The 17,423-nt window shown below is 56.9% G+C and carries 16 protein-coding genes; 13 read left to right on the forward strand and 3 right to left on the reverse strand.

Features of this window, described 5'->3' with window-relative positions:
* Window positions 1–14: 14 nt before the first annotated feature.
* The 6 genes from tolA (at window position 15) to W822_RS24425 (ending at window position 6,199) form a co-directional block, all read left to right on the forward strand.
* On the forward strand, window positions 15–1,217 hold the full coding sequence (gene tolA / locus W822_RS45720; RefSeq protein ID WP_024003097.1) for a cell envelope integrity protein TolA: 1,203 nt from the start codon (window positions 15–17) through the stop codon (window positions 1,215–1,217).
* Window positions 1,218–1,333: 116 nt separating this feature from the next.
* Window positions 1,334–2,614, forward strand: coding sequence for a Tol-Pal system beta propeller repeat protein TolB (gene tolB / locus W822_RS24405; protein ID WP_024003098.1), 1,281 nt, complete (start codon window positions 1,334–1,336; stop codon window positions 2,612–2,614).
* A gap of 32 nt (window positions 2,615–2,646) precedes the next feature.
* Window positions 2,647–3,135, forward strand: coding sequence for a peptidoglycan-associated lipoprotein Pal (pal, locus tag W822_RS24410; RefSeq protein WP_024003099.1), 489 nt, complete (start codon window positions 2,647–2,649; stop codon window positions 3,133–3,135).
* A gap of 76 nt (window positions 3,136–3,211) precedes the next feature.
* Window positions 3,212–3,892 carry a tol-pal system protein YbgF gene (gene ybgF / locus W822_RS24415; protein ID WP_024003100.1) on the forward strand — a complete coding sequence of 227 codons (681 nt, stop codon included), beginning with the start codon at window positions 3,212–3,214 and terminating at the stop codon, window positions 3,890–3,892.
* 69 nt (window positions 3,893–3,961) lie between these two features.
* Window positions 3,962–4,801 carry an alpha/beta fold hydrolase gene (locus W822_RS24420; RefSeq protein WP_024003101.1) on the forward strand — a complete coding sequence of 280 codons (840 nt, stop codon included), beginning with the start codon at window positions 3,962–3,964 and terminating at the stop codon, window positions 4,799–4,801.
* A gap of 3 nt (window positions 4,802–4,804) precedes the next feature.
* The gene (locus W822_RS24425) at window positions 4,805–6,199 is read left to right on the forward strand and encodes a chloride channel protein (RefSeq protein ID WP_024003102.1); all 1,395 of its coding nucleotides are present in this window, start codon (window positions 4,805–4,807) and stop codon (window positions 6,197–6,199) included.
* Here the strand turns inward: W822_RS24425 and W822_RS0123005 are convergent.
* From W822_RS0123005 to W822_RS24435, 3 genes are all read right to left on the reverse strand, one after another.
* Window positions 6,186–6,713, reverse strand: coding sequence for a copper chaperone PCu(A)C (locus W822_RS0123005; RefSeq protein WP_024003103.1), 528 nt, complete (start codon window positions 6,711–6,713; stop codon window positions 6,186–6,188). The genes W822_RS24425 and W822_RS0123005 overlap by 14 nt on opposite strands.
* 152 nt (window positions 6,714–6,865) lie before the next feature.
* Window positions 6,866–7,564: a glutathione S-transferase family protein gene (locus W822_RS24430; protein WP_024003104.1), complete on the reverse strand. Its 699-nt coding sequence runs from the start codon at window positions 7,562–7,564 to the stop codon at window positions 6,866–6,868.
* Between the two features lie 29 nt (window positions 7,565–7,593).
* Window positions 7,594–8,172: a DJ-1/PfpI family protein gene (locus tag W822_RS24435; protein WP_024003105.1), complete on the reverse strand. Its 579-nt coding sequence runs from the start codon at window positions 8,170–8,172 to the stop codon at window positions 7,594–7,596.
* A 177-nt stretch (window positions 8,173–8,349) separates the two neighbouring features.
* On the opposite strand from W822_RS24435, the gene W822_RS24440 reads away from it, so the two are divergent.
* The 7 genes from W822_RS24440 (at window position 8,350) to W822_RS24460 (ending at window position 17,390) form a co-directional block, all read left to right on the forward strand.
* Window positions 8,350–9,000 (forward strand): VTT domain-containing protein, encoded by a 651-nt coding sequence (locus tag W822_RS24440; protein ID WP_024003106.1) that lies wholly within the window; start codon window positions 8,350–8,352, stop codon window positions 8,998–9,000.
* 243 nt (window positions 9,001–9,243) lie between these two features.
* A complete protein-coding gene (locus W822_RS24445) occupies window positions 9,244–10,215 on the forward strand; it encodes an amino acid ABC transporter substrate-binding protein (RefSeq protein WP_155848107.1) in 972 nt (323 codons plus the stop codon).
* A gap of 159 nt (window positions 10,216–10,374) precedes the next feature.
* Window positions 10,375–11,142: an ABC transporter ATP-binding protein gene (locus W822_RS24450; RefSeq protein ID WP_024003108.1), complete on the forward strand. Its 768-nt coding sequence runs from the start codon at window positions 10,375–10,377 to the stop codon at window positions 11,140–11,142.
* Between the two features lie 14 nt (window positions 11,143–11,156).
* The gene (locus W822_RS0123010; protein WP_024003109.1) at window positions 11,157–12,143 is read left to right on the forward strand and encodes an iron-siderophore ABC transporter substrate-binding protein; all 987 of its coding nucleotides are present in this window, start codon (window positions 11,157–11,159) and stop codon (window positions 12,141–12,143) included.
* Window positions 12,140–14,113, forward strand: a complete 1,974-nt coding sequence (locus W822_RS24455; RefSeq protein WP_031241930.1) for an iron ABC transporter permease — start codon at window positions 12,140–12,142, stop codon at window positions 14,111–14,113. Before W822_RS0123010 ends, W822_RS24455 begins: the two co-directional genes overlap by 4 nt.
* Before the next feature lie 20 nt (window positions 14,114–14,133).
* Window positions 14,134–16,074, forward strand: coding sequence for a bifunctional chorismate-binding protein/class IV aminotransferase (locus W822_RS0123015; RefSeq protein WP_034279351.1), 1,941 nt, complete (start codon window positions 14,134–14,136; stop codon window positions 16,072–16,074).
* A gap of 215 nt (window positions 16,075–16,289) precedes the next feature.
* Entirely contained in the window at window positions 16,290–17,390 is a 1,101-nt protein-coding gene (locus W822_RS24460) for an extracellular catalytic domain type 1 short-chain-length polyhydroxyalkanoate depolymerase (protein ID WP_024003112.1), read from the forward strand.
* Window positions 17,391–17,423 lie beyond the last annotated feature (33 nt).

The following is a 17,423-nucleotide window of genomic DNA, read 5'->3' on the forward strand; positions in this document are numbered from 1 at the left end:
AATTCAACGACTTAATGAAGCACTTCGATAATCCTAACGAATTCTATGATGAAGGAGATAATCGCAAAGGCCTGATCGGCGCGATTATCCTTCACGCTTTGTTAGTGATCGGGCTGATTGCAGGACTGTTCCAGTCCACAGAAGCGCCGACTGGCCCCGTGCAGCTTGAATTGTGGACCGAAGGCGAAAACCAGGTCCTGCAACCGCCGGCCCAGACCCGCACGCCGGATCCGGCGCAAGAAGATACCCAGAACGACGAACAAGAATCGGCAGCACCGCCACCGCCACCATCAAAAGCGGCGGCCGCGGCGGCGGCAGCAGCGGCTGCGCAACAGGCCCGGGCAGAACAATCCAAACCAGCGGCCAACGAGCAGGAAGACCCCGATATCGCGCTGGAAAAGAAGCGCAAGGAAGAAGCGCGGAATAAAGCAAAGGAATTAGCCGACGCCAAGGCAAAAGCACAGGAAGAAGCCAAACAGGCCGCTCAGGCACGCGCAGAAGCCAAACGCCGCGCCGACCTGGAAGCCAAGGCCGAGGCTGAGGCCGAAGCCAAAGCCCAGGCGCAAGCCAAAGAAAAAGCCCAGGCCCAGGCTCGTGCCGAGGCCAAAGCGCGTGCAGACGCCAAAGCAAAGGCCGATGCCAAGGCGCGCGCCGAAGCCGAAGCCCGTGAGGAAGCCGAAGCGCAGGAAAAAGCAAAAGCAGAAGCCGCTGCCAAAGCGAAAGAAGCAGCAGACGCAAAAGCCAAAGCGGCAGCGCAAGCCAAGGCCAAGGCTGCTGCCGAAGCCAAGGAAAAAGCAGCAGCCAAGGCCAAGGCGGATGCCCGCAAGGCTGCACAGGCCAAAGCCAAAGCAGAGTCCAAAGGTGATGCCCTGCGCGCGGCCATGCGTGGCGACGTCAGCAGCACGGCAGGCATTCGCGGCGGCCAAAGCGATCGCAACCAGGTCGGCGGCGGTGGTGGCAATTCCGGGTATGCGCGCCGGGTCCAGCAATGTGTGGAACCACGCCTGCGATTCAGCGGCAATCAACGTCTGCAGGTCACCTACCGTGTTGACTTTGACAGCAACTTCACACCAACCGGCGCAAAAATTCTGGTTCGCTCCGGCAACCCTGCATTCGATCGGGCCGTACAGTCGGCGCTCATGGCATGCCGACCGTTTCCCAAACCACCTGGCGGCGACTCATACGTGACGGGCCCGTACCGCTACACACCTAACTGATACAGACCCAGCCTGAGTCCCGAAAAAGCGTGAAACAACATTTCCCTGTTCCGTTACGGCGGGACAGGCTTTATTGATACACTGTCGTTATTACATTCAGTAAGGAGAACGCAGTCATGACTGCCTCATATAAGAAGGGAACTGCTGCCAGCCCCGCCCCTCGTGTGCAGCGCTATATCGCCGTCCTGATGACCTGGACGCTGTTTCTCGCCGTCGTTTTTTACTCCTTCGCGCACGCGCAGGTAAACGTCGAGCTGCGTGGCTCCGGTTCGGCCAACAAATTTCCCATTGTGGTAGCCAATTTTGAAGGTCCCAACGGCGCGGAAATTGCCAATATCATTCGCGCCGACCTGACCCGTTCGGGACAATTTGAAGTAAAAAGCACCGGCGCACTGACGCTGGGTGCCAGCAACACGCCAGACTGGGCCGCAATCTCGCAGACTGGTGCCACAACCGTTGCTTACGGCACGGTCAACGGCAACAGCGTCGACTATCGTCTGGCTGATGCAGCGCAACAGGCGCAATTGGATGCCAAGAATATTTCAGAGGCACAGATGCGGCGTCTTGCACACCGTGTCGCCGACGCAATTTACGAAAAAACAACGGGTGTACGTGGTATTTTTGCAACGCGCATCGCCTACACAACCGGCCGCCAACTGGTGGTCGCCGACGCCGATGGTGAAGGCCGTAAAGTCGTCGCCAGCTCTTCTTCTTCGCTCATTTCACCCGCCTGGTCTCCCGATGGCACACGCCTGGCCTATGTAAGTTTTGAGGGCGGCAAACCGATTGTTTATGTGCAGAACCTGAGTACCGGCGGACGCACAGTCGCAGCCAACTTCAAAGGCAACAACAGCGCGCCTGCGTGGTCTCCGAACGGTAGTCAGCTGGCAGTCGCGCTCAGCCAGGGCGGTATTTCGCAAATATATCTGGTTAGCGCAGGCGGTGGCAGTGGCCAGCAACGGCTGACCAATTCAGCAGAAATCGACACCGAACCCTTTTTCTTTCCGAATGGCAGCGGCATCGTCTTTACCAGCGATCGCGGAGGCAGCGCACAGGTCTATCGCACCGGATTGGGCGGGGGTGCAGCCAGCCGTCTGACCTTCAGTGGATCACAAAATGTTTCGCCAAAAATTTCACCAGATGGGGCAAAACTGGTATATTCTAGCTTACGAGGTGGGTCATATGTTATTGCCATAAGTAGTCTTGGCTCTGGATCTGATCAGGTACTGACTTCTGGCGGCAATGATCTTTCTCCAAGTTTCGCACCTAATGGAATGCAAGTGCTCTACGCAGCAGGTGGCGGTCTCGGAATCGTCAATGCTGACGGTTCGTTCCAGGCCTCTATACCCTCGTCTGGCAATGTGACTGGTGCGGCTTGGGGGCCGTTTACAAAATAAGTTTATTTTTGACTTTAATAAAGGAAATTACCATGGGTTCTCGCATTGCAAAAACACTTGCTATTGCTGGTCTGGCTGCCACACTGGCAGCGTGTAGCTCTACTCCTGTAGACGGCACAGCTGGTGCTGGCGCTGGTACAGGCACATCCAACGCAGTTATGGATCCATTCAACCCCAATAGCCCACTGGCACAGCAACGCTCTGTCTACTTCGCATACGACAGCTACACTGTTGAACAACAGTATCAGCCCGTTGTACAAATGCACGCTCAATACCTGTCTGCCAACGCTAACCAGCGCGTTCGCATCGAAGGTAATACCGATGCACGCGGTAGCGCCGAGTACAACCTGGCACTGGGTCAACGCCGCTCTGTGGCCGTTGCCAACCAGCTGACACAACAGGGTGTAAGCCCCAACCAGATCGAAGCCGTCAGCTTTGGTAAAGAGCGTCCTAAAGCAGAAGGCACTTCTGAAGAAGCCTATGCTGAAAACCGTCGCGCAGACATTAACTATCAGCGTTAATCCTGCTTTGTAGGTTTAGCTCACTGCGCCGCAAACGGTTCTGCCGTTGCGGCGTTGCTGTTTTAACGGAGTCAACATGAAAATGAAGAAAACACATTCCCTGCTCATTGCCTCATCTGCCCTCGTGCTCAGTCTGGCCGCCAATCACGCCTATGCGTTTGAAGACGAAGATGCTCGGCGTGCCATTCTTGACCTGCGCTCCCAGTTAAGACAAAGCCAGCAGAACACAGCAGACCTGTCCAACAAGATCAACAATCTGCAGCAACAGATCACGCAATTGCGCGGCAGCATTGAGACCGCCAACCATCAGTTGCGCATGTCGCAGCAGTCCGGTCAGCAGGCAGCCAATCCGGATGTACCTCCCTCGCCACAGGTGGGTGATCCCAACGAACAACAGTCCTACGATAGTGCACTGGATCTTTTTCGCCAGGGCAACTATGCCGAAGCCAGCACAGCGCTCAACCGTTTTGCCCAGCAATATCCAAACAGTCCACTGACACCAAGCGCGCGTTTTTATGAAGGCAGCAGCCGCTACGCGAACAAAGACTTCAATGGCTCAATCCAGGGACTGGAGTCCATGGTCGCCGCCTATCCACGTGATCCCAAAGCGGGCGACGCGCTGCTCGTGATTGCAGGAAGCCAGGTAGAACTGAACAACATCGCGGGTGCCAAAGCCACCCTGCAGCGCGTTGTTCGCGACTATCCCAACACGCCTGCATCTGACACAGCGAAAAACCGCCTGGAGCTGTTCCGCTAGTTTTTCGCCACTGCTGATTCCGTTTTTACCCAAAGGCATCCGGAAGTCGCAGGATGCTTTTTTTATTTGATGACGATGCACAACGATTACCCGCAACACACGCTCAATCTTGACCGTACTGCCCTCACCTTCCAGGACGCAGGGCAATCGCCTGCCTGTCTGTTGCTGGTTCACGGTTCGCTGTGCGATTTCCGTTTCTGGCGCTGGCAACTGCCCGATCTGTCGGCCTCGCTGCGGGTGATCGCACCCGGTCTGCCTGCCTATGACGCCACGGCACCCCAATCCTCTGGCGAAGCTGCGCATTTTTCCATAGCCCAACATGCGACCGATATGTTCACCCTGATGGATCACCTGGGCATCGATCACTTTGCCGTGCTGGGCCACTCGCGCGGCGGCCGTATCGCGGCAGAAATGGCTACGCGTCGCCCTGACCGCGTTACGCATGTGTTGCTGGCCGATCCCGGGCTGGGCTCGGTTTTGCCGGAAGACAGCATGCCCGCTCTGCCCTATCGCGACCTGGCGCTCGCCGCTTACGAAAGCGGAGATACTGACGCCGCTCTGGAAATATTTATTGATGGCGTCAGCGGTGCCGGAACCTGGAAACGCATGGTCTCCTGGTTCAAGGCCATGACGCGGGATCAGGCAGCAACACTGCCGTTGATCATCCGCGAACCCCTTTATGAACTGAATCCGGCACGAATCAACGAATACGGGATTCCTGTCACACTGATGGGCGGCTCGGACAGCCCCGCGCCCTTTCCTGCCATTCTGGATGCGCTGGAGCAGCAGTTCAAACATGCATCGCGTCACACACTGAAACCGGCCTCACATGGCCTCAACCTGGCCCTGCCGCATGCCTTCAACCAGATCATTCTGCAAGCGCTGGGCCACACAACACAGCAATCTTAATTTATGCCATCTGCCGCACCGCGCCTGCGCCGCTCAATCCGACAAAAATCACGACACGCCCTGCGTCTATCGAAAAAGTCGCTGCAACTGGCGCTCATGCTTTGCGGTGCTGCGCTGGTGGCATTGATATCCATCGCGTTTGCCATCATGGCTGACTACGCGCTGGAAAAAAACCGCGAATGGACACGCGCCTATCCTTATCTGATCTGGGTCGTGCTGCCACTGGCCTTTGTTTTCCTGCGCTGGTGCGTCATGCGTTTTGCGCCTTATTCTGCCGGCAGCGGTATTCCACAAGTCATTGCCAGCCTGTCGCTGCGCCAGGATACGCCCGGTAAGCTGCGTCTGGTTTCGATTGTGCAGGCGCTCTGGAAAATACCCTTGACGTTTCTTGGGCTACTCGCCGGCGCCTCGATTGGCCGGGAAGGCCCGTCTGTCCAGGTGGGCGCCGCTGCCATGCTCGGCTGGGGTCAATTCTGCCAGAAAATCGGCCTGCCGCTCAAGGGATTCAATACCCGCGAATGGATTGCAGCGGGCGCAGCGGGCGGCCTCGCAGCTGCGTTCAATGCGCCCCTGTCGGGCGTCATTTTTGCAATCGAAGAAATCGGCAAAGGACTGGACTTGCGCTGGCAGCGGGTCATTCTGCTGGGCGTGCTGGCCTGCGGTTTTATTGTCGTGGCGCTGATGGGTGACAACCCGTATTTCGGTACGTTCCATTCGGCACCATTGCAGGAAAACATGCTCGGATGGGTTCTGTTATGCGCAGCCATTTGTGGCATCGCTGGCGGCATTTTTGCCCGCCTGCTGAGCAAGGGGCTGGCCGGGTGCCTGCCTGCAGGCCTGCGTCATCACGTGCGCAATCATCCGTTATGGGTCGCCGCGGCAATGGGGCTGCTCGTTGCCGGTCTGGGATATTTGACCGCCGGCAGCGTCTTTGGTACCAGCTACGATGTCGCAAAAAACGCCCTGATGCTACAACCACAAGACACGGAGCATTTCAGCATCGCCAAATTGTTGGCGACGGTTGCATCGTATTGGGCGGGAATCCCCGGCGGCATCTTTACGCCCGCCCTGACCACCGGCGCCGGTATCGGCGTTGAGATTGCCCGGACAGTTCATATGCAGGAAGCGCAAAGCGTATTCGTGCTGGTTTCAATGGCGGCCTTTCTGGCGGCAGCCACCCAGTCACCGGTGACCGCCTCTGTCATTGTCATGGAAATGTCGGGCAGCCAGGCCATGCTTTTCTGGATGTTGCTGGCCAGCCTGGTTGCCACCGTCGTCTCAAAACAGATCTGCCCGCAGGCTTTCTATCATTTTTCAGCCGGCCGTTTCCGCCAGCTGGCTGTGACCGAAGATACACGGCGCGCGGCCGCTGCGGCCCCGGTCGCTACTGGTCGCTGAATTTACGGGCGGACGGCGATTTGAGCGTACACTGGACAGGCAGCTTCTTGCCTGTCCCCAGGACAAAATTGACCGTGATCTGTTGCCCGGCTTTGAGGCCGGCCACCGGCTTTTCCAGCATGGCATGAAATGAACCGGGCTTGAACGCCAGTGTTTGTCCAGGCGGCACGATCACGTCAGGCACCATCCCCATGGCAGACATGCCATTTTTCTCGGTCGTTTCATGCAACATGGTCATCGCGAACACCTCGGTCTCAAGCGCCTTGAGCACTACAGGCTCTGACTTGTCCTGATTGCGCAGAACAAAAAAACCACCGGAAGGCGCCACGTTGGGCAGCAGGCGTATCCAGCAATCTTCCACACGAACCTGATCACTGCCTTTGACAGTGCTGGCCACTCGCGCCGGAGCAGCGTGCATGTCATGGTGCCCATGCTCGGTGCCATTGTGATGGGCCACTGCCACGGAACTGAATACACAAGCGCTGATAACGGCGCTACACAGAGCGAATTTCATCTTCCTATTTCCTGAAAAACAAATAAAAATTTATTGTAAACATCTGGCTGCCGCCACAGTTGCGCCCGCCGTTCCAGATCATGCGATCTGTTTGATATAAATCAGGACACCTGCAATCGTCTCATCTATTGCGACGTAAATGCGTGGACCGTTCAGCGCACGCCCGCAGACCGTTCATCATGAATCAAGTCGTTATAACGCAGAACATCCTCTTCATGTGACTGGTCGATGTCGGTTTCCGCAAGTGCCTGCGCATACCACTGCTGCATGGCTGGCAAAGCCAGAACATGCGCGACGTACCCGGCGGCAAGCGGCTGCATCGGCAGGTCATAAGTCTGGATACGGAAGACGACAGGTGCAAACATGGCATCTGCCGCAGTAAAGGCCTCGCCTGCCAGAAACGGTCCGCCGAAGCGGGATAAGCCGTCAATAAAAAGCGTATTGAGCCGGTCTATATCGGCTTTCAGCTCGACGGTCATGGACCTGGGTTTTGCGCGCACCACGCAATTCATGCCGCAACGCTCGCGCAGCTCGGTAAATCCGGCATGCATCTCGCAGGCGGCCGAGCGTGCCCAGGCGCGCGCGAGCGGATCCTGCGGCCATGCTTGCGGATGCCGTTCAGCCAGATATTCGGCGATCGCCAGACTATCCCACACCGTGATCTGTTCATCCTGCAGAACCGGCACTTTCGCGGTCGGTGAAAAGGCCGAAAACAGCTTGCGCTGGGCCTGCAGATCGGCCTGAAAAGGATGGCGCTCTTCGTGAAACGCAATCCCCAGCTGCTGCAGCAGGATCCAGGGACGCAGTGACCATGAAGAGTAGTTTTTATTGGCAATATGCAGGGTATACATCTTGTATCGTACCTCGGAAGTCAATGCGCTCAGATCGTGACGGTCGCGCCCAGCGCCTTGATAAATTGCGCCATCCACGCCGGATGGGCAGGCCAGGCCGGAGCGGTAACCAAATGACCGTCAGTTACGGCGCTGTCGACGGCGATGTCCTGGTAGTGGCCGCCGGCAAGGGTCACTTCGGCCGCGCAGGCCGGATAGGCGGAACATTTTTTCCCTTTAATGACATCGGCAGCGGCCAGAATCTGCGCGCCGTGGCAGACCGCCGCGATGGGCTTTTTGGCCGCATCGAACTCCCGCACGATCTCCAGTACGCGTGGCGTGTTGCGCAAATATTCAGGCGCGCGCCCGCCCGGAATGACCAGTCCGGCATAGTCGGCTGTGTTCACCTTGGCAAAATCGTGATTGATCGCAAAATTGTGTCCCCGTTTTTCCGAATAGGTCTGGTCACCTTCGAAATCGTGTATCGCCGTCGCGATGGTATCGCCGGTTTTTTTATCGGGGCAGACGGCGTGCACCTCGTACCCGACCCCCAGCAGAAACTGGAACGGCACCATAGTTTCGTAGTCTTCAGCATAATCGCCAACAAGCATCAGAATTTTCTTGGACATCACTGCACTCCCTGGTTGTGAGAACGAGCATTTATCATAGCCTGTTCGTTGTAAAAATTTATGATAATTTGACGCGCCAACGGTATAAATACCTATTCCATATTACTATTAGTCCAATCTCTTCAATGGCTTGCCTGCTTTCGCATGCGCGCGCCCATCCCAACCACAATAAGGTCTATGAATTTCTCTTCGCTTTTTGGCTGGCTACATGACAATCAGGCCCTGATGGCCATGCTTCATGATCACTGGAGCTGGGGCATCTGTCTGGTTGCACTGATTCTTTTTCTGGAAACCGGGCTGGTGGTCATGCCCTTTTTACCCGGCGATTCCCTGCTTTTTGCGGTGGGTGCCTTTATGGGGATTAGTGGCATTGCCCCATTCTGGTATATGGTGATGCTGTTTGCTGCAGCCGTTATCGGCGACTACGTCAACTACACCATCGGCCGTTCCGCGCTGGGGCAGACGCTGGTGCGCAAGGGTTGGGTCAAACAAAGCCATATCGACAAGACCCATGCGTACTTTGAAAAATACGGCGGTTCCACCATTACGCTGGCGCGCTTCATTCCGATCGTGCGCACCATTGCACCGTTTCTGGCGGGCCTGTCCGGCATGGATCGCCGCCATTTCGCGTTCTACAACGTTCTGGGCGGCTTTCTGTGGATTTTCCTGCTGGTCACCGCGGGATACTTCCTGGGTCGTATCCAATGGGTGCAGGACAATCTGTCGCTGTTCACACTGGGAATCGTCATTGTTTCAGTCCTGCCCATGGCCTGGCATATTTATAAAATATGGCGGGAAAGCAAACAGGAAAAGCAGAACAGACAGTAAGCGACTGTCACCTCCGAAGGCCCGCTGCACCTTTGCGCATGCGCGCAGTCTGAGCAGGAATACGCTGTCCGTCGCCCCTGATCTTTTCTTTTATTACATAAGGTAATAAGATTGGACAAATTGGTTGTTTTCCCAGGTTGAAAAACCGGTATACCTTCTTGATTTACGCTGTAATCTGAATTGGAGTCCGTTATGCCTGCCCTTATCAAAGCTTCACTGACCACCCTTGCCGTCACGCTGGCCATGGCGGGATCCGCCCAGGCAGCTACCCTGGATAATGTCAAACAGCGGGGCGCCGTCGTGTGTGGCGCCACAACCGGCTTTGCCGGCTTTTCTGCGCCCGATGCCAAGGGCGAATGGCAGGGGCTGGATGTCGATCTGTGCAAAAGCATCGCCGCTGCCGTGTTTGGCGACGCCAGTAAATTCAAGATTGTGCCGCTGAACTCGCAGCAACGCTTTACCGCACTGCAATCGGGCGAAGTCGACGTTCTGACCCGCAACACCACTGTGACCCAGCAACGCGATACGGCACTGGGACTGATTGCCGCCGGCGTCAATTTTTACGATGGCCAGGGCTTTCTTGTCTCCAAGAAACTGGGGGTAAAGAGCGCCAAAGAACTCAATGGGGCAACCATCTGCCTGCAAACCGGGACGTCCAACGAGAACACGCTTGCCGACTGGGCACGTGCCAACAAGGTCGAATATAAACCTGTGGTCTTTGACCAGTTCAACGAAGTGGTCAACGCTTTTGCCACCAACCGCTGCGATGTGTTCTCCACCGATGCCTCAGGCCTGGCCTCGATCCGCATCTCCAAATTGTCCGCTCCGGACGATTACGAAGTGCTACCTGAAATCATTTCCAAAGAGCCGCTGGGCCCGTTCGTGCGGCAAGGCGATGATGCCTGGCTCAATATCGTCAAATGGGTCTTTCAGGCAACCGTCAATGCCGAAGAGCTGGGCGTGACGACGGCAAACGTAGATGAACAACTCAAAAGCACCAACCCGAACATCCAGCGCCTGCTGGGTACTACGCCAGGCGCGGGCAAGAACCTGGGGCTGGACGAAAAATGGGCTTATAACATCATCAAGCAAGTGGGGAACTACGGGGAAAGTTTTGAACGCAACGTCGGCCAGGGGAGCCCGCTGAAAATCAAGCGGGGCCTGAACGCCCTGTGGACCGAGGGTGGCCTGCAATACGGCTTGCCGATCCGCTGATTTCAGACTGTACCGATCGCGCTCAGGGCCCGTTTGCAAGACGGGCCTTGTTTTTTTACCCGCCTGACGGGAAAAACCGCTACATCAAGCCAAAATGGTCAGATAGGTATTGAGAACCATTTACAATACCGATACTGATTTTATTCTCCCGGATACGCAATGATCCAGATTGAAAACGCCGGTTTTCAAACCTCGTCAAAAACCCTGCTCCACCCCCTGACCGCCCGCTTCGAACGAGGCCGATTCTATGGCCTGATCGGACACAATGGCTCGGGCAAATCGACCCTGCTCAAGCTGCTGGCGCGTGAGCACACACCGTCGCAGGGCATCATTTCGCTCGATAAGGCCAGGATAGACACGCTGTCGAACCGCCAATACGCACGTAAACTGGCTTATTTGCCGCAATATACACCTGTCATCCCGGACATGACCGCGCTGGAATTGGTCGAACTGGGTCGATATTCCTGGAACAGCATCTGGCGTAACGGTAACCCCGACAATGACGCCGCCATCAAACGGGCCATCGCCCTGACCGACACCGAAGCATTCATGTCTTCGCCGCTGGATGTCCTGTCCGGCGGAGAGCGTCAACGGGTATGGATTGCCATGCTGCTGGCCCAAAACACGCCCTATATTCTGCTGGACGAGCCACTGGCAGCGCTGGACCTGAAGCACCAGCTTGAGGTCATGCAGCTCTTGCATCGGCTGGCCAACGAAGAAAACCAATGCGTGATCGCGGTCATTCACGATATTAATCTGGCGACCCGCTATTGCGACCAGTTGCTCGCGCTACGTGCCGGCCGGCTGATTTATGCAGAACCGCCCGGGGCTTTGCTGGATACCGAAAAACTGCGTCATATTTATGACGTAGATCTGCAACTGGTCGCCCATCCTGCCCATCCCGGCGTTCAACTGGCCTTCAATTGAGCCGGCACAATCCCATGCAAACTGTATTGCGCCTGCTCCTGACCCTAAGCACATGCCTGCTGACAAGCCTGGCATTTTCCGCCCCTGCAAGCGACTCTGCCGTAGTATCGCCACCCATTGCGGACCGGCCCGGTGCACAGGCAGGGCCCGACACAAAGCCAAAGCGTATCGCAGTACTGGACTGGACCGTCGCCGAAACCATGGCTGCCATGGGCATTTTTCCGGCCGCACTGGCCGAGAAGGCCAGTTATCAAGTCTGGAGCCAGTCGCCTGCAATGCCTGCGTCTACGCTGGATCTGGGCATGCGAGCGCAGCCCAATCCTGACAGAATGATCCGCCTTGCGCCGGACCTGATTCTGGCTTCGCAGGATTATGCGTTCGTCAAGGCATTACTGGAGAAAATCGGTCCGACCACCCTGCTGGATGTCTACACCCCTGGCCAGGATATTTATCAAAACCTGACCGAACTCGCGTTGCAGATCGGCGAAATTACCGGGCATCAGGACAAGGCCGAAAAACTGATTACCGACGTTGGTGACGGGCTCGATACCATTCGTCATCAACTGGCCAAGCACAGGGGCCGGCCTGTTGCCATCATTCAGTTCATTGATGCACGCAACGTACGGATCTATGGCAAGCCCAGTCTTTTTTCCACGGCACTGGAAAAAATCGGCGTCAAAAATGCCTGGACCGCGCCTGTCAACCAATGGGGATTTCAAAGCGCCGATCTGCCCCGCCTTGCCTCCTTGCCCGAAAACACCACACTCTTTGTCATCAAACCCTTTCCTGCCGACCTTCCCAAAAAACTGCATGAAAACATCATCTGGCAGGCATTGCCGGCCGTGCGCAACGACCGGGTCATTCTCACCGAACCCGTGTGGACGCTGGGCGGATTGAATACGGTGCTTCGCTTTGCGCAAACGGTCCGCGACGGGCTGCTTGCCCAGGACACGAACACTGACCAGGGTGCTTCCTTCCGTTTTCCCGGATATCACGAATGAGATATACACTGTCAGCCAAAGGACTCGCGATTGCCGGTTCGGCAATCGCGCTGATAATGATGAGTGCGATCATCTTTCTGGATCTGCAAGATGCGGGTGAAGTCTCCCATGCAGCCATGCAGCACCTGGTTTTCTGGCATGGCACCCTGCCGCGGATTGCAATGGCGCTGCTTTGCGGCCTCTGCCTCGGCCTGGCCGGTTTCATCCTGCAGAATATTACGCAGAATACACTGGCGGCACCGGATACACTGGCCACCAGCAGCGGTGCGCAATTTGCGTTACTGCTGGGCATGATGTATTTCCCGGAATCACAATTGTTTGACTCCACGCTGCTGGCCATGGCGGGCAGTCTGATCGCCAGCCTGGTGATTCTGCTCTTTATCCGGCGCGCCGGCAATGCAGGCAACACTCTGATTCTGATCGGGCTTATGCTCTCGCTGCTGCTGACCACGCTGAGCAATATGTATCTGATCCTCAATCCGGACCGGCTCTACGGATTGATCGTATGGGGCGCGGGGTCGCTGAGCCAGGACTCGTGGCAGCCGGCTCTGCGGGCCGGCTGGCAAACCCTGTTATGCCTGCCCCTGTCGTGGTTTCTGCTGCCATCGCTGCGAGCGTTTGCCCTGCAGGGCACACTTGCGAAAAGTGTCGGGGTAAATGTCCGCCTGGTGCGCGTGAGCGGATTCATTCTGGTGTCCTTTCTGATTGCAATCGTAGTCAGCAGCGTCGGCGTGATCGGGTTCGTGGGCCTGGCTGCACCAGTCATCGCGCGTACGCTGGGGGTGACCGATATCCGCCGGCAATGGGGCTATGCCCTGCTCTTTGGTGCGCTGCTGCTGTCCATTACCGACTCGGCCCTGCAATTGGTCACCCACGTCTGGCCCAACAGCATCCTGACCGGAACAGTGACGGCCATGTTGGGTGTCCCGATCCTGCTCCTGCTTTTGATGAAGCAGCGCAGCCACACACGCCAGAAAGTCGCGCCGCTGCACGCCGGTACACGCTACGCCGCCGGGCCGCTCAGAATCCGGCTGCTTCTGTTAATCGCGCTTGCGCTGGCCTGCTTTTTTCTGTTACCGCATCTCACACATGACGTCGCAGGCAACTGGATGGTGCTCGGAAAAATTGACCCAACCATTGCCCTCTTCACCGAAAGCCGCACCCAGACCGCCATTCTGTTTGGCATCGCGATTGCGTGCGCCGGCACGCTGATTCAGAATATGACCAACAACACCATGGCCTCGCCCGAATTTCTGGGCGTGACCTCGGGTACCGGCATGGGACTGATCGCACTCATGATGCTGATGCCTGCGCCGTCACCCGTCCTGTACCTGGTGTGCGGCATTGTCGGCGCCTTTATCAGCCTGCTCTTCGTGATGCTGATCAACGCACGCAATCAATTTCAACCGGAAAAAATCCTGCTGACCGGAATGGCGCTCACGCAATTGTTCAATTCATTGCTGACCCTGACGCTGGCCAGCGGCATGCAACAAATTCAACAATTGCTGGTCTGGATTTCCGGCGACACGTATATGAGCCTGCTGCAAAGCGATCTGCCCATACGATACGGCTTATGTGCGTTGCTGGTCGTGCTGGCCCTGGCATCCCGACGCCCGCTGAGCCTGCTGCGACTGGGCGACCCGATCGCGCGTGCCACCGGCCAGCGCCCCATGCTGACACGCACCCTGCTGTTTCTTCTGATCGCTGCACTGACAACGCTGGCCTCTGTAACAATCGGCCCTACCAGCTTCGTCGGCCTGATCGCACCGCATCTGGCACGCAGCATGGGGTTCCATGGCCTGCGCCGGCAATTGCTGGCCGCCTCGATTATCGCAGTCATCATCATGCTGTGCGCCGATCACGTTGGCCGACAACTTCTGTTCCCGTACGAAATTCCCACAGGCCTGATTGCCACATTCATCGGCGCCCTGTATTTTCTTTGGCAATTTACGCGCAAACAGAACACGTAAATCGGGTATCCTCGCACTCTATGAACACCCTGAAGACTTTCGTATTGTTTGACGACGCTGTCGCTCAACAGGCTACACTGCTGTATGAATTCGTGCGCCATGAGAGCCTGCATGGCACACAGCTATCCGATCTGGACAGCGTGCTTAACCACGGCTGGGACGCAGGGTTGCATGCGGCCATTTTTATTCCCTACGAATTTGGACAAGCCGGGGACGCGGCGGCCGCCGCTCACGCACCCTTGCACATTCACTGGTTTTCGCGCGCCACCCCCCTGGCAGGCGAACAGATTGACGCATGGCTGGCCCAACAGGCACATGCGCACGATCCGCAGGACCAGCCTGCCGGCTTGTGCAATCTGCAATTGAAACCGGGGTTTGACAGCTATCGCCAGCAGTTTGAACGGCTGCGCGAAGCCATTGCTTGCGGCGATTTTTATCAGATCAACTACACGGCAAGGCAGTCCTTCGACACTTACGGCTCGCCGATGTCGATATATCGTACTTTGCGCGCTAAACAGCCGGTGCCCTATGGCGTCCTGGCCTGGCTGCCTCATCTGCCTGCCGACCCATGGACACTCTGCCTGTCTCCGGAATTGTTTATCCGTATTGAAGAAGATGGTGTTGTGCGCGCAGAACCAATGAAGGGAACGCTGCCCTACAGCGACGGCGAGCCGCTGGACATACGCAGCGAACAGTTGCGGGCAGATAGCAAGAACAGGGCAGAAAACCTGATGATTGTTGATTTGTTGCGCAACGACCTGTCCATGCTCGCCCGACCCGGCGGCGTACGGGTAGAAGAACTGTTCAAAGTTACACGCTTCGGCCAGGTGCTGCAGATGACCACCCCCATCCGATGTGACGTGCGTCCACAAGTCACTATGGCAAATATCATTGAAGCGCTTTTTCCCTGCGGCTCCATCACCGGTGCGCCCAAGAAAATGAGCATGCGCTACATCGCCGACAGCGAAGGCGGTGCGCGCGGTCTGTACACCGGCAGCATCGGTTACCTTCAGCCGGCCGCCAACACCTTGCGTGCCCGCGGCAGTTTTAATGTTGCCATTCGGACACTCTGCCTGCAGCCGAACAACGATCATTCCCTGGCGTGTAAAGGGGTTATGGGAGTCGGCGGCGGACTGGTCTACGATAGCACTGCTCAATCGGAATACGAAGAAATCCACTGGAAGTCGCGCTTTCTGCGCGGTCTGCCTGCCGGGTTCCAGCTTTTCGAGACCATGCTGGTGCAACAGGGACGTTGCGCCCTGCTGGAGCAGCATATTGAACGGCTGTGCACATCGGCTGCTGCGCTGGGCTTTACCGCAGACAAGAGCGCATTGACGCAGCAAATGGAGCATGCGGTCAATGCACAAGCGACTCATGCCAGCCTGCGCATGCGGGCCGTTTTGTTCCATAATGGCAAGTGCGATATCCAGTTCTTTGCGCTGGACAGCGCTGGGGCGTCGGCATCCGTGTCGGTGTCGGCCATGTCATCAGCGCCAGCATCCGCTGCGGCTGCGACTGCGGCGTCTGCTTCGGACTCGGCGACATCTGCAGACCGAGTCGCGATGGCCACAACACGTATTGCACCCCGCATTCTCCCCAACCACGACCTCCTGCGTCGTTTTAAAACAACATGGCGCCAACATTATGACGATGATTTGAAACACGCTGTCAAATCCGGAGATTTTGACGTACTGTATTTCAATCACGATGGCTACCTGCTGGAAGGCGCACGCAGCTCGGTCTTCATTCACTATCAGGGGGCGTGGATCACACCCGCACTGTCCCTGGACGTTCTGCCGGGTGTCATGCGTGCCCAGGTACTCAAGCATCCGGAACCGTATCTGGGAACGGATCACGTCAGCCAGGAGCGGATTACCGAATCCATGCTGCACCAGGCTGACGCCATTGTGCTGACCAACGCGCTGCGCGGGTGCATACCGGTGCGGCTCATCTCTCACTGAACGATCTGCCCGCTCTCCCGTGCCCGGCAGACAGCAGACCAGTGTGGTGGCTGACACGCATTGCAACGCCGACCCTGACAGGAAATAGTAACGATTGCGAACTTACGTGATATCTTCACACTGGTCGCTTAGTATTTCTTGCAGGGACAGACGCTCCTGGCGGCCCCGCCGACACGAATGACCAATTTTGACCACCCTAAACCGGGATAACGCATATGGCTCGCAGCATGAGCTCCATCTTTCTGAAGACGGCCCGCAAAATCGCGCGTCAGCAGAGCGACGCGCTGATCAGGGCAACACAATCGAATATGAAGCTGGCCGCTTCGGCCTTCAATCACAACCCGCTGCTGGGCGTGACGCCTGCCGCGTTGCGTCGAAAGGCGAAAAAGCCCGTGCCGCCTCCGTTTCGCCATGGATCATGGACGGAACGAATCTACAAGGTCCCTGCAAGAATCACCCTGTTTTTCCAGCGACTGACCTATTTCATGTATGTGCCACCCGAACACGAAGTCAAGGGCAGTGCCGTCCTGGTCATGCTGCATGGTTGCAAGCAAACTGCCACCGAGTTTGCACAGGGAACACGGATGAACCAGTTGGCGGCCAAAGCAGGCATGGTGGTCATTTATCCGCAACAATCCAGGCAGCGTCAGAGCCTGCGCTGCTGGCGCTGGTATTTGCCCGACGCTCATCATGGCTACGCCGAAGCCGACGCCATTGCCTCGCTAGTACAGAACTTGGTCGCCCGGCACAAACTGGACCAGACACGGGTCTATCTGGCAGGCATGTCAGCCGGCGCGGGCATGAGTGGCTTGCTGGCCTTGCGGCATCCTGCGTTATTTGCTGCCGTCGCCTTGCATTCAGGGCCCGTTATGGGCAACGCTACCAGTCTGACCAGCGGCATGCAGACCATGCGTCGCGGCACACTGAATGACCCGCTGACAGCGCTCAGGACAATACCGGATCATCCAGGCCCAACTCAGGTGTATCTGCCCGCACTTATCCTGCAGGGTCAGCTGGACCGGGTGGTCGCTGCGAATAATGGCGAACAGCTTGCCCGCCAGTTTGCGTGGTTGAATGGCTTTGATGAACATGCCCAGCCTGAAGAGAAACAGGTGGGGGAACACACCAGACGCGAATACACCCGGTTTGATTTCAGGCGCTCCCGCAAAAGCATTGTGCGCTATTGTCAAATACGCAAGATTGGCCATGCCTGGAGCGGTGGCGACAGTCGCCTGGATTTCAATAGCAGTGAAGGCCCGAATGCATCCAGCCTGATGATGCAGTTTTTTCGAATGCACAAGCGCGAAAAAATGTGACCGCCAAGGGTGCTGTTTTTCTGAATACACAAG

Origin of the sequence: Advenella kashmirensis W13003, assembly GCF_000506985.1 — a bacterium.
In the GTDB taxonomy this organism is placed as follows: domain Bacteria; phylum Pseudomonadota; class Gammaproteobacteria; order Burkholderiales; family Burkholderiaceae_B; genus Advenella; species Advenella kashmirensis_A.

Coding starts and splice junctions, on each gene's coding strand:
- tolA (WP_024003097.1), top strand. CDS start 15: ATGAAGCACTTCGATAATCCTAACGAATTCTATGATGAAGGAGATAAT.
- tolB (WP_024003098.1), top strand. CDS start 1,334: ATGACTGCCTCATATAAGAAGGGAACTGCTGCCAGCCCCGCCCCTCGT.
- pal (WP_024003099.1), top strand. CDS start 2,647: ATGGGTTCTCGCATTGCAAAAACACTTGCTATTGCTGGTCTGGCTGCC.
- ybgF (WP_024003100.1), top strand. CDS start 3,212: ATGAAAATGAAGAAAACACATTCCCTGCTCATTGCCTCATCTGCCCTC.
- W822_RS24420 (WP_024003101.1), top strand. CDS start 3,962: ATGACGATGCACAACGATTACCCGCAACACACGCTCAATCTTGACCGT.
- W822_RS24425 (WP_024003102.1), top strand. CDS start 4,805: ATGCCATCTGCCGCACCGCGCCTGCGCCGCTCAATCCGACAAAAATCA.
- W822_RS0123005 (WP_024003103.1), bottom strand. CDS start 6,713: ATGAAATTCGCTCTGTGTAGCGCCGTTATCAGCGCTTGTGTATTCAGT.
- W822_RS24430 (WP_024003104.1), bottom strand. CDS start 7,564: ATGTATACCCTGCATATTGCCAATAAAAACTACTCTTCATGGTCACTG.
- W822_RS24435 (WP_024003105.1), bottom strand. CDS start 8,172: ATGTCCAAGAAAATTCTGATGCTTGTTGGCGATTATGCTGAAGACTAC.
- W822_RS24440 (WP_024003106.1), top strand. CDS start 8,350: ATGAATTTCTCTTCGCTTTTTGGCTGGCTACATGACAATCAGGCCCTG.
- W822_RS24445 (WP_155848107.1), top strand. CDS start 9,244: ATGGCGGGATCCGCCCAGGCAGCTACCCTGGATAATGTCAAACAGCGG.
- W822_RS24450 (WP_024003108.1), top strand. CDS start 10,375: ATGATCCAGATTGAAAACGCCGGTTTTCAAACCTCGTCAAAAACCCTG.
- W822_RS0123010 (WP_024003109.1), top strand. CDS start 11,157: ATGCAAACTGTATTGCGCCTGCTCCTGACCCTAAGCACATGCCTGCTG.
- W822_RS24455 (WP_031241930.1), top strand. CDS start 12,140: ATGAGATATACACTGTCAGCCAAAGGACTCGCGATTGCCGGTTCGGCA.
- W822_RS0123015 (WP_034279351.1), top strand. CDS start 14,134: ATGAACACCCTGAAGACTTTCGTATTGTTTGACGACGCTGTCGCTCAA.
- W822_RS24460 (WP_024003112.1), top strand. CDS start 16,290: ATGGCTCGCAGCATGAGCTCCATCTTTCTGAAGACGGCCCGCAAAATC.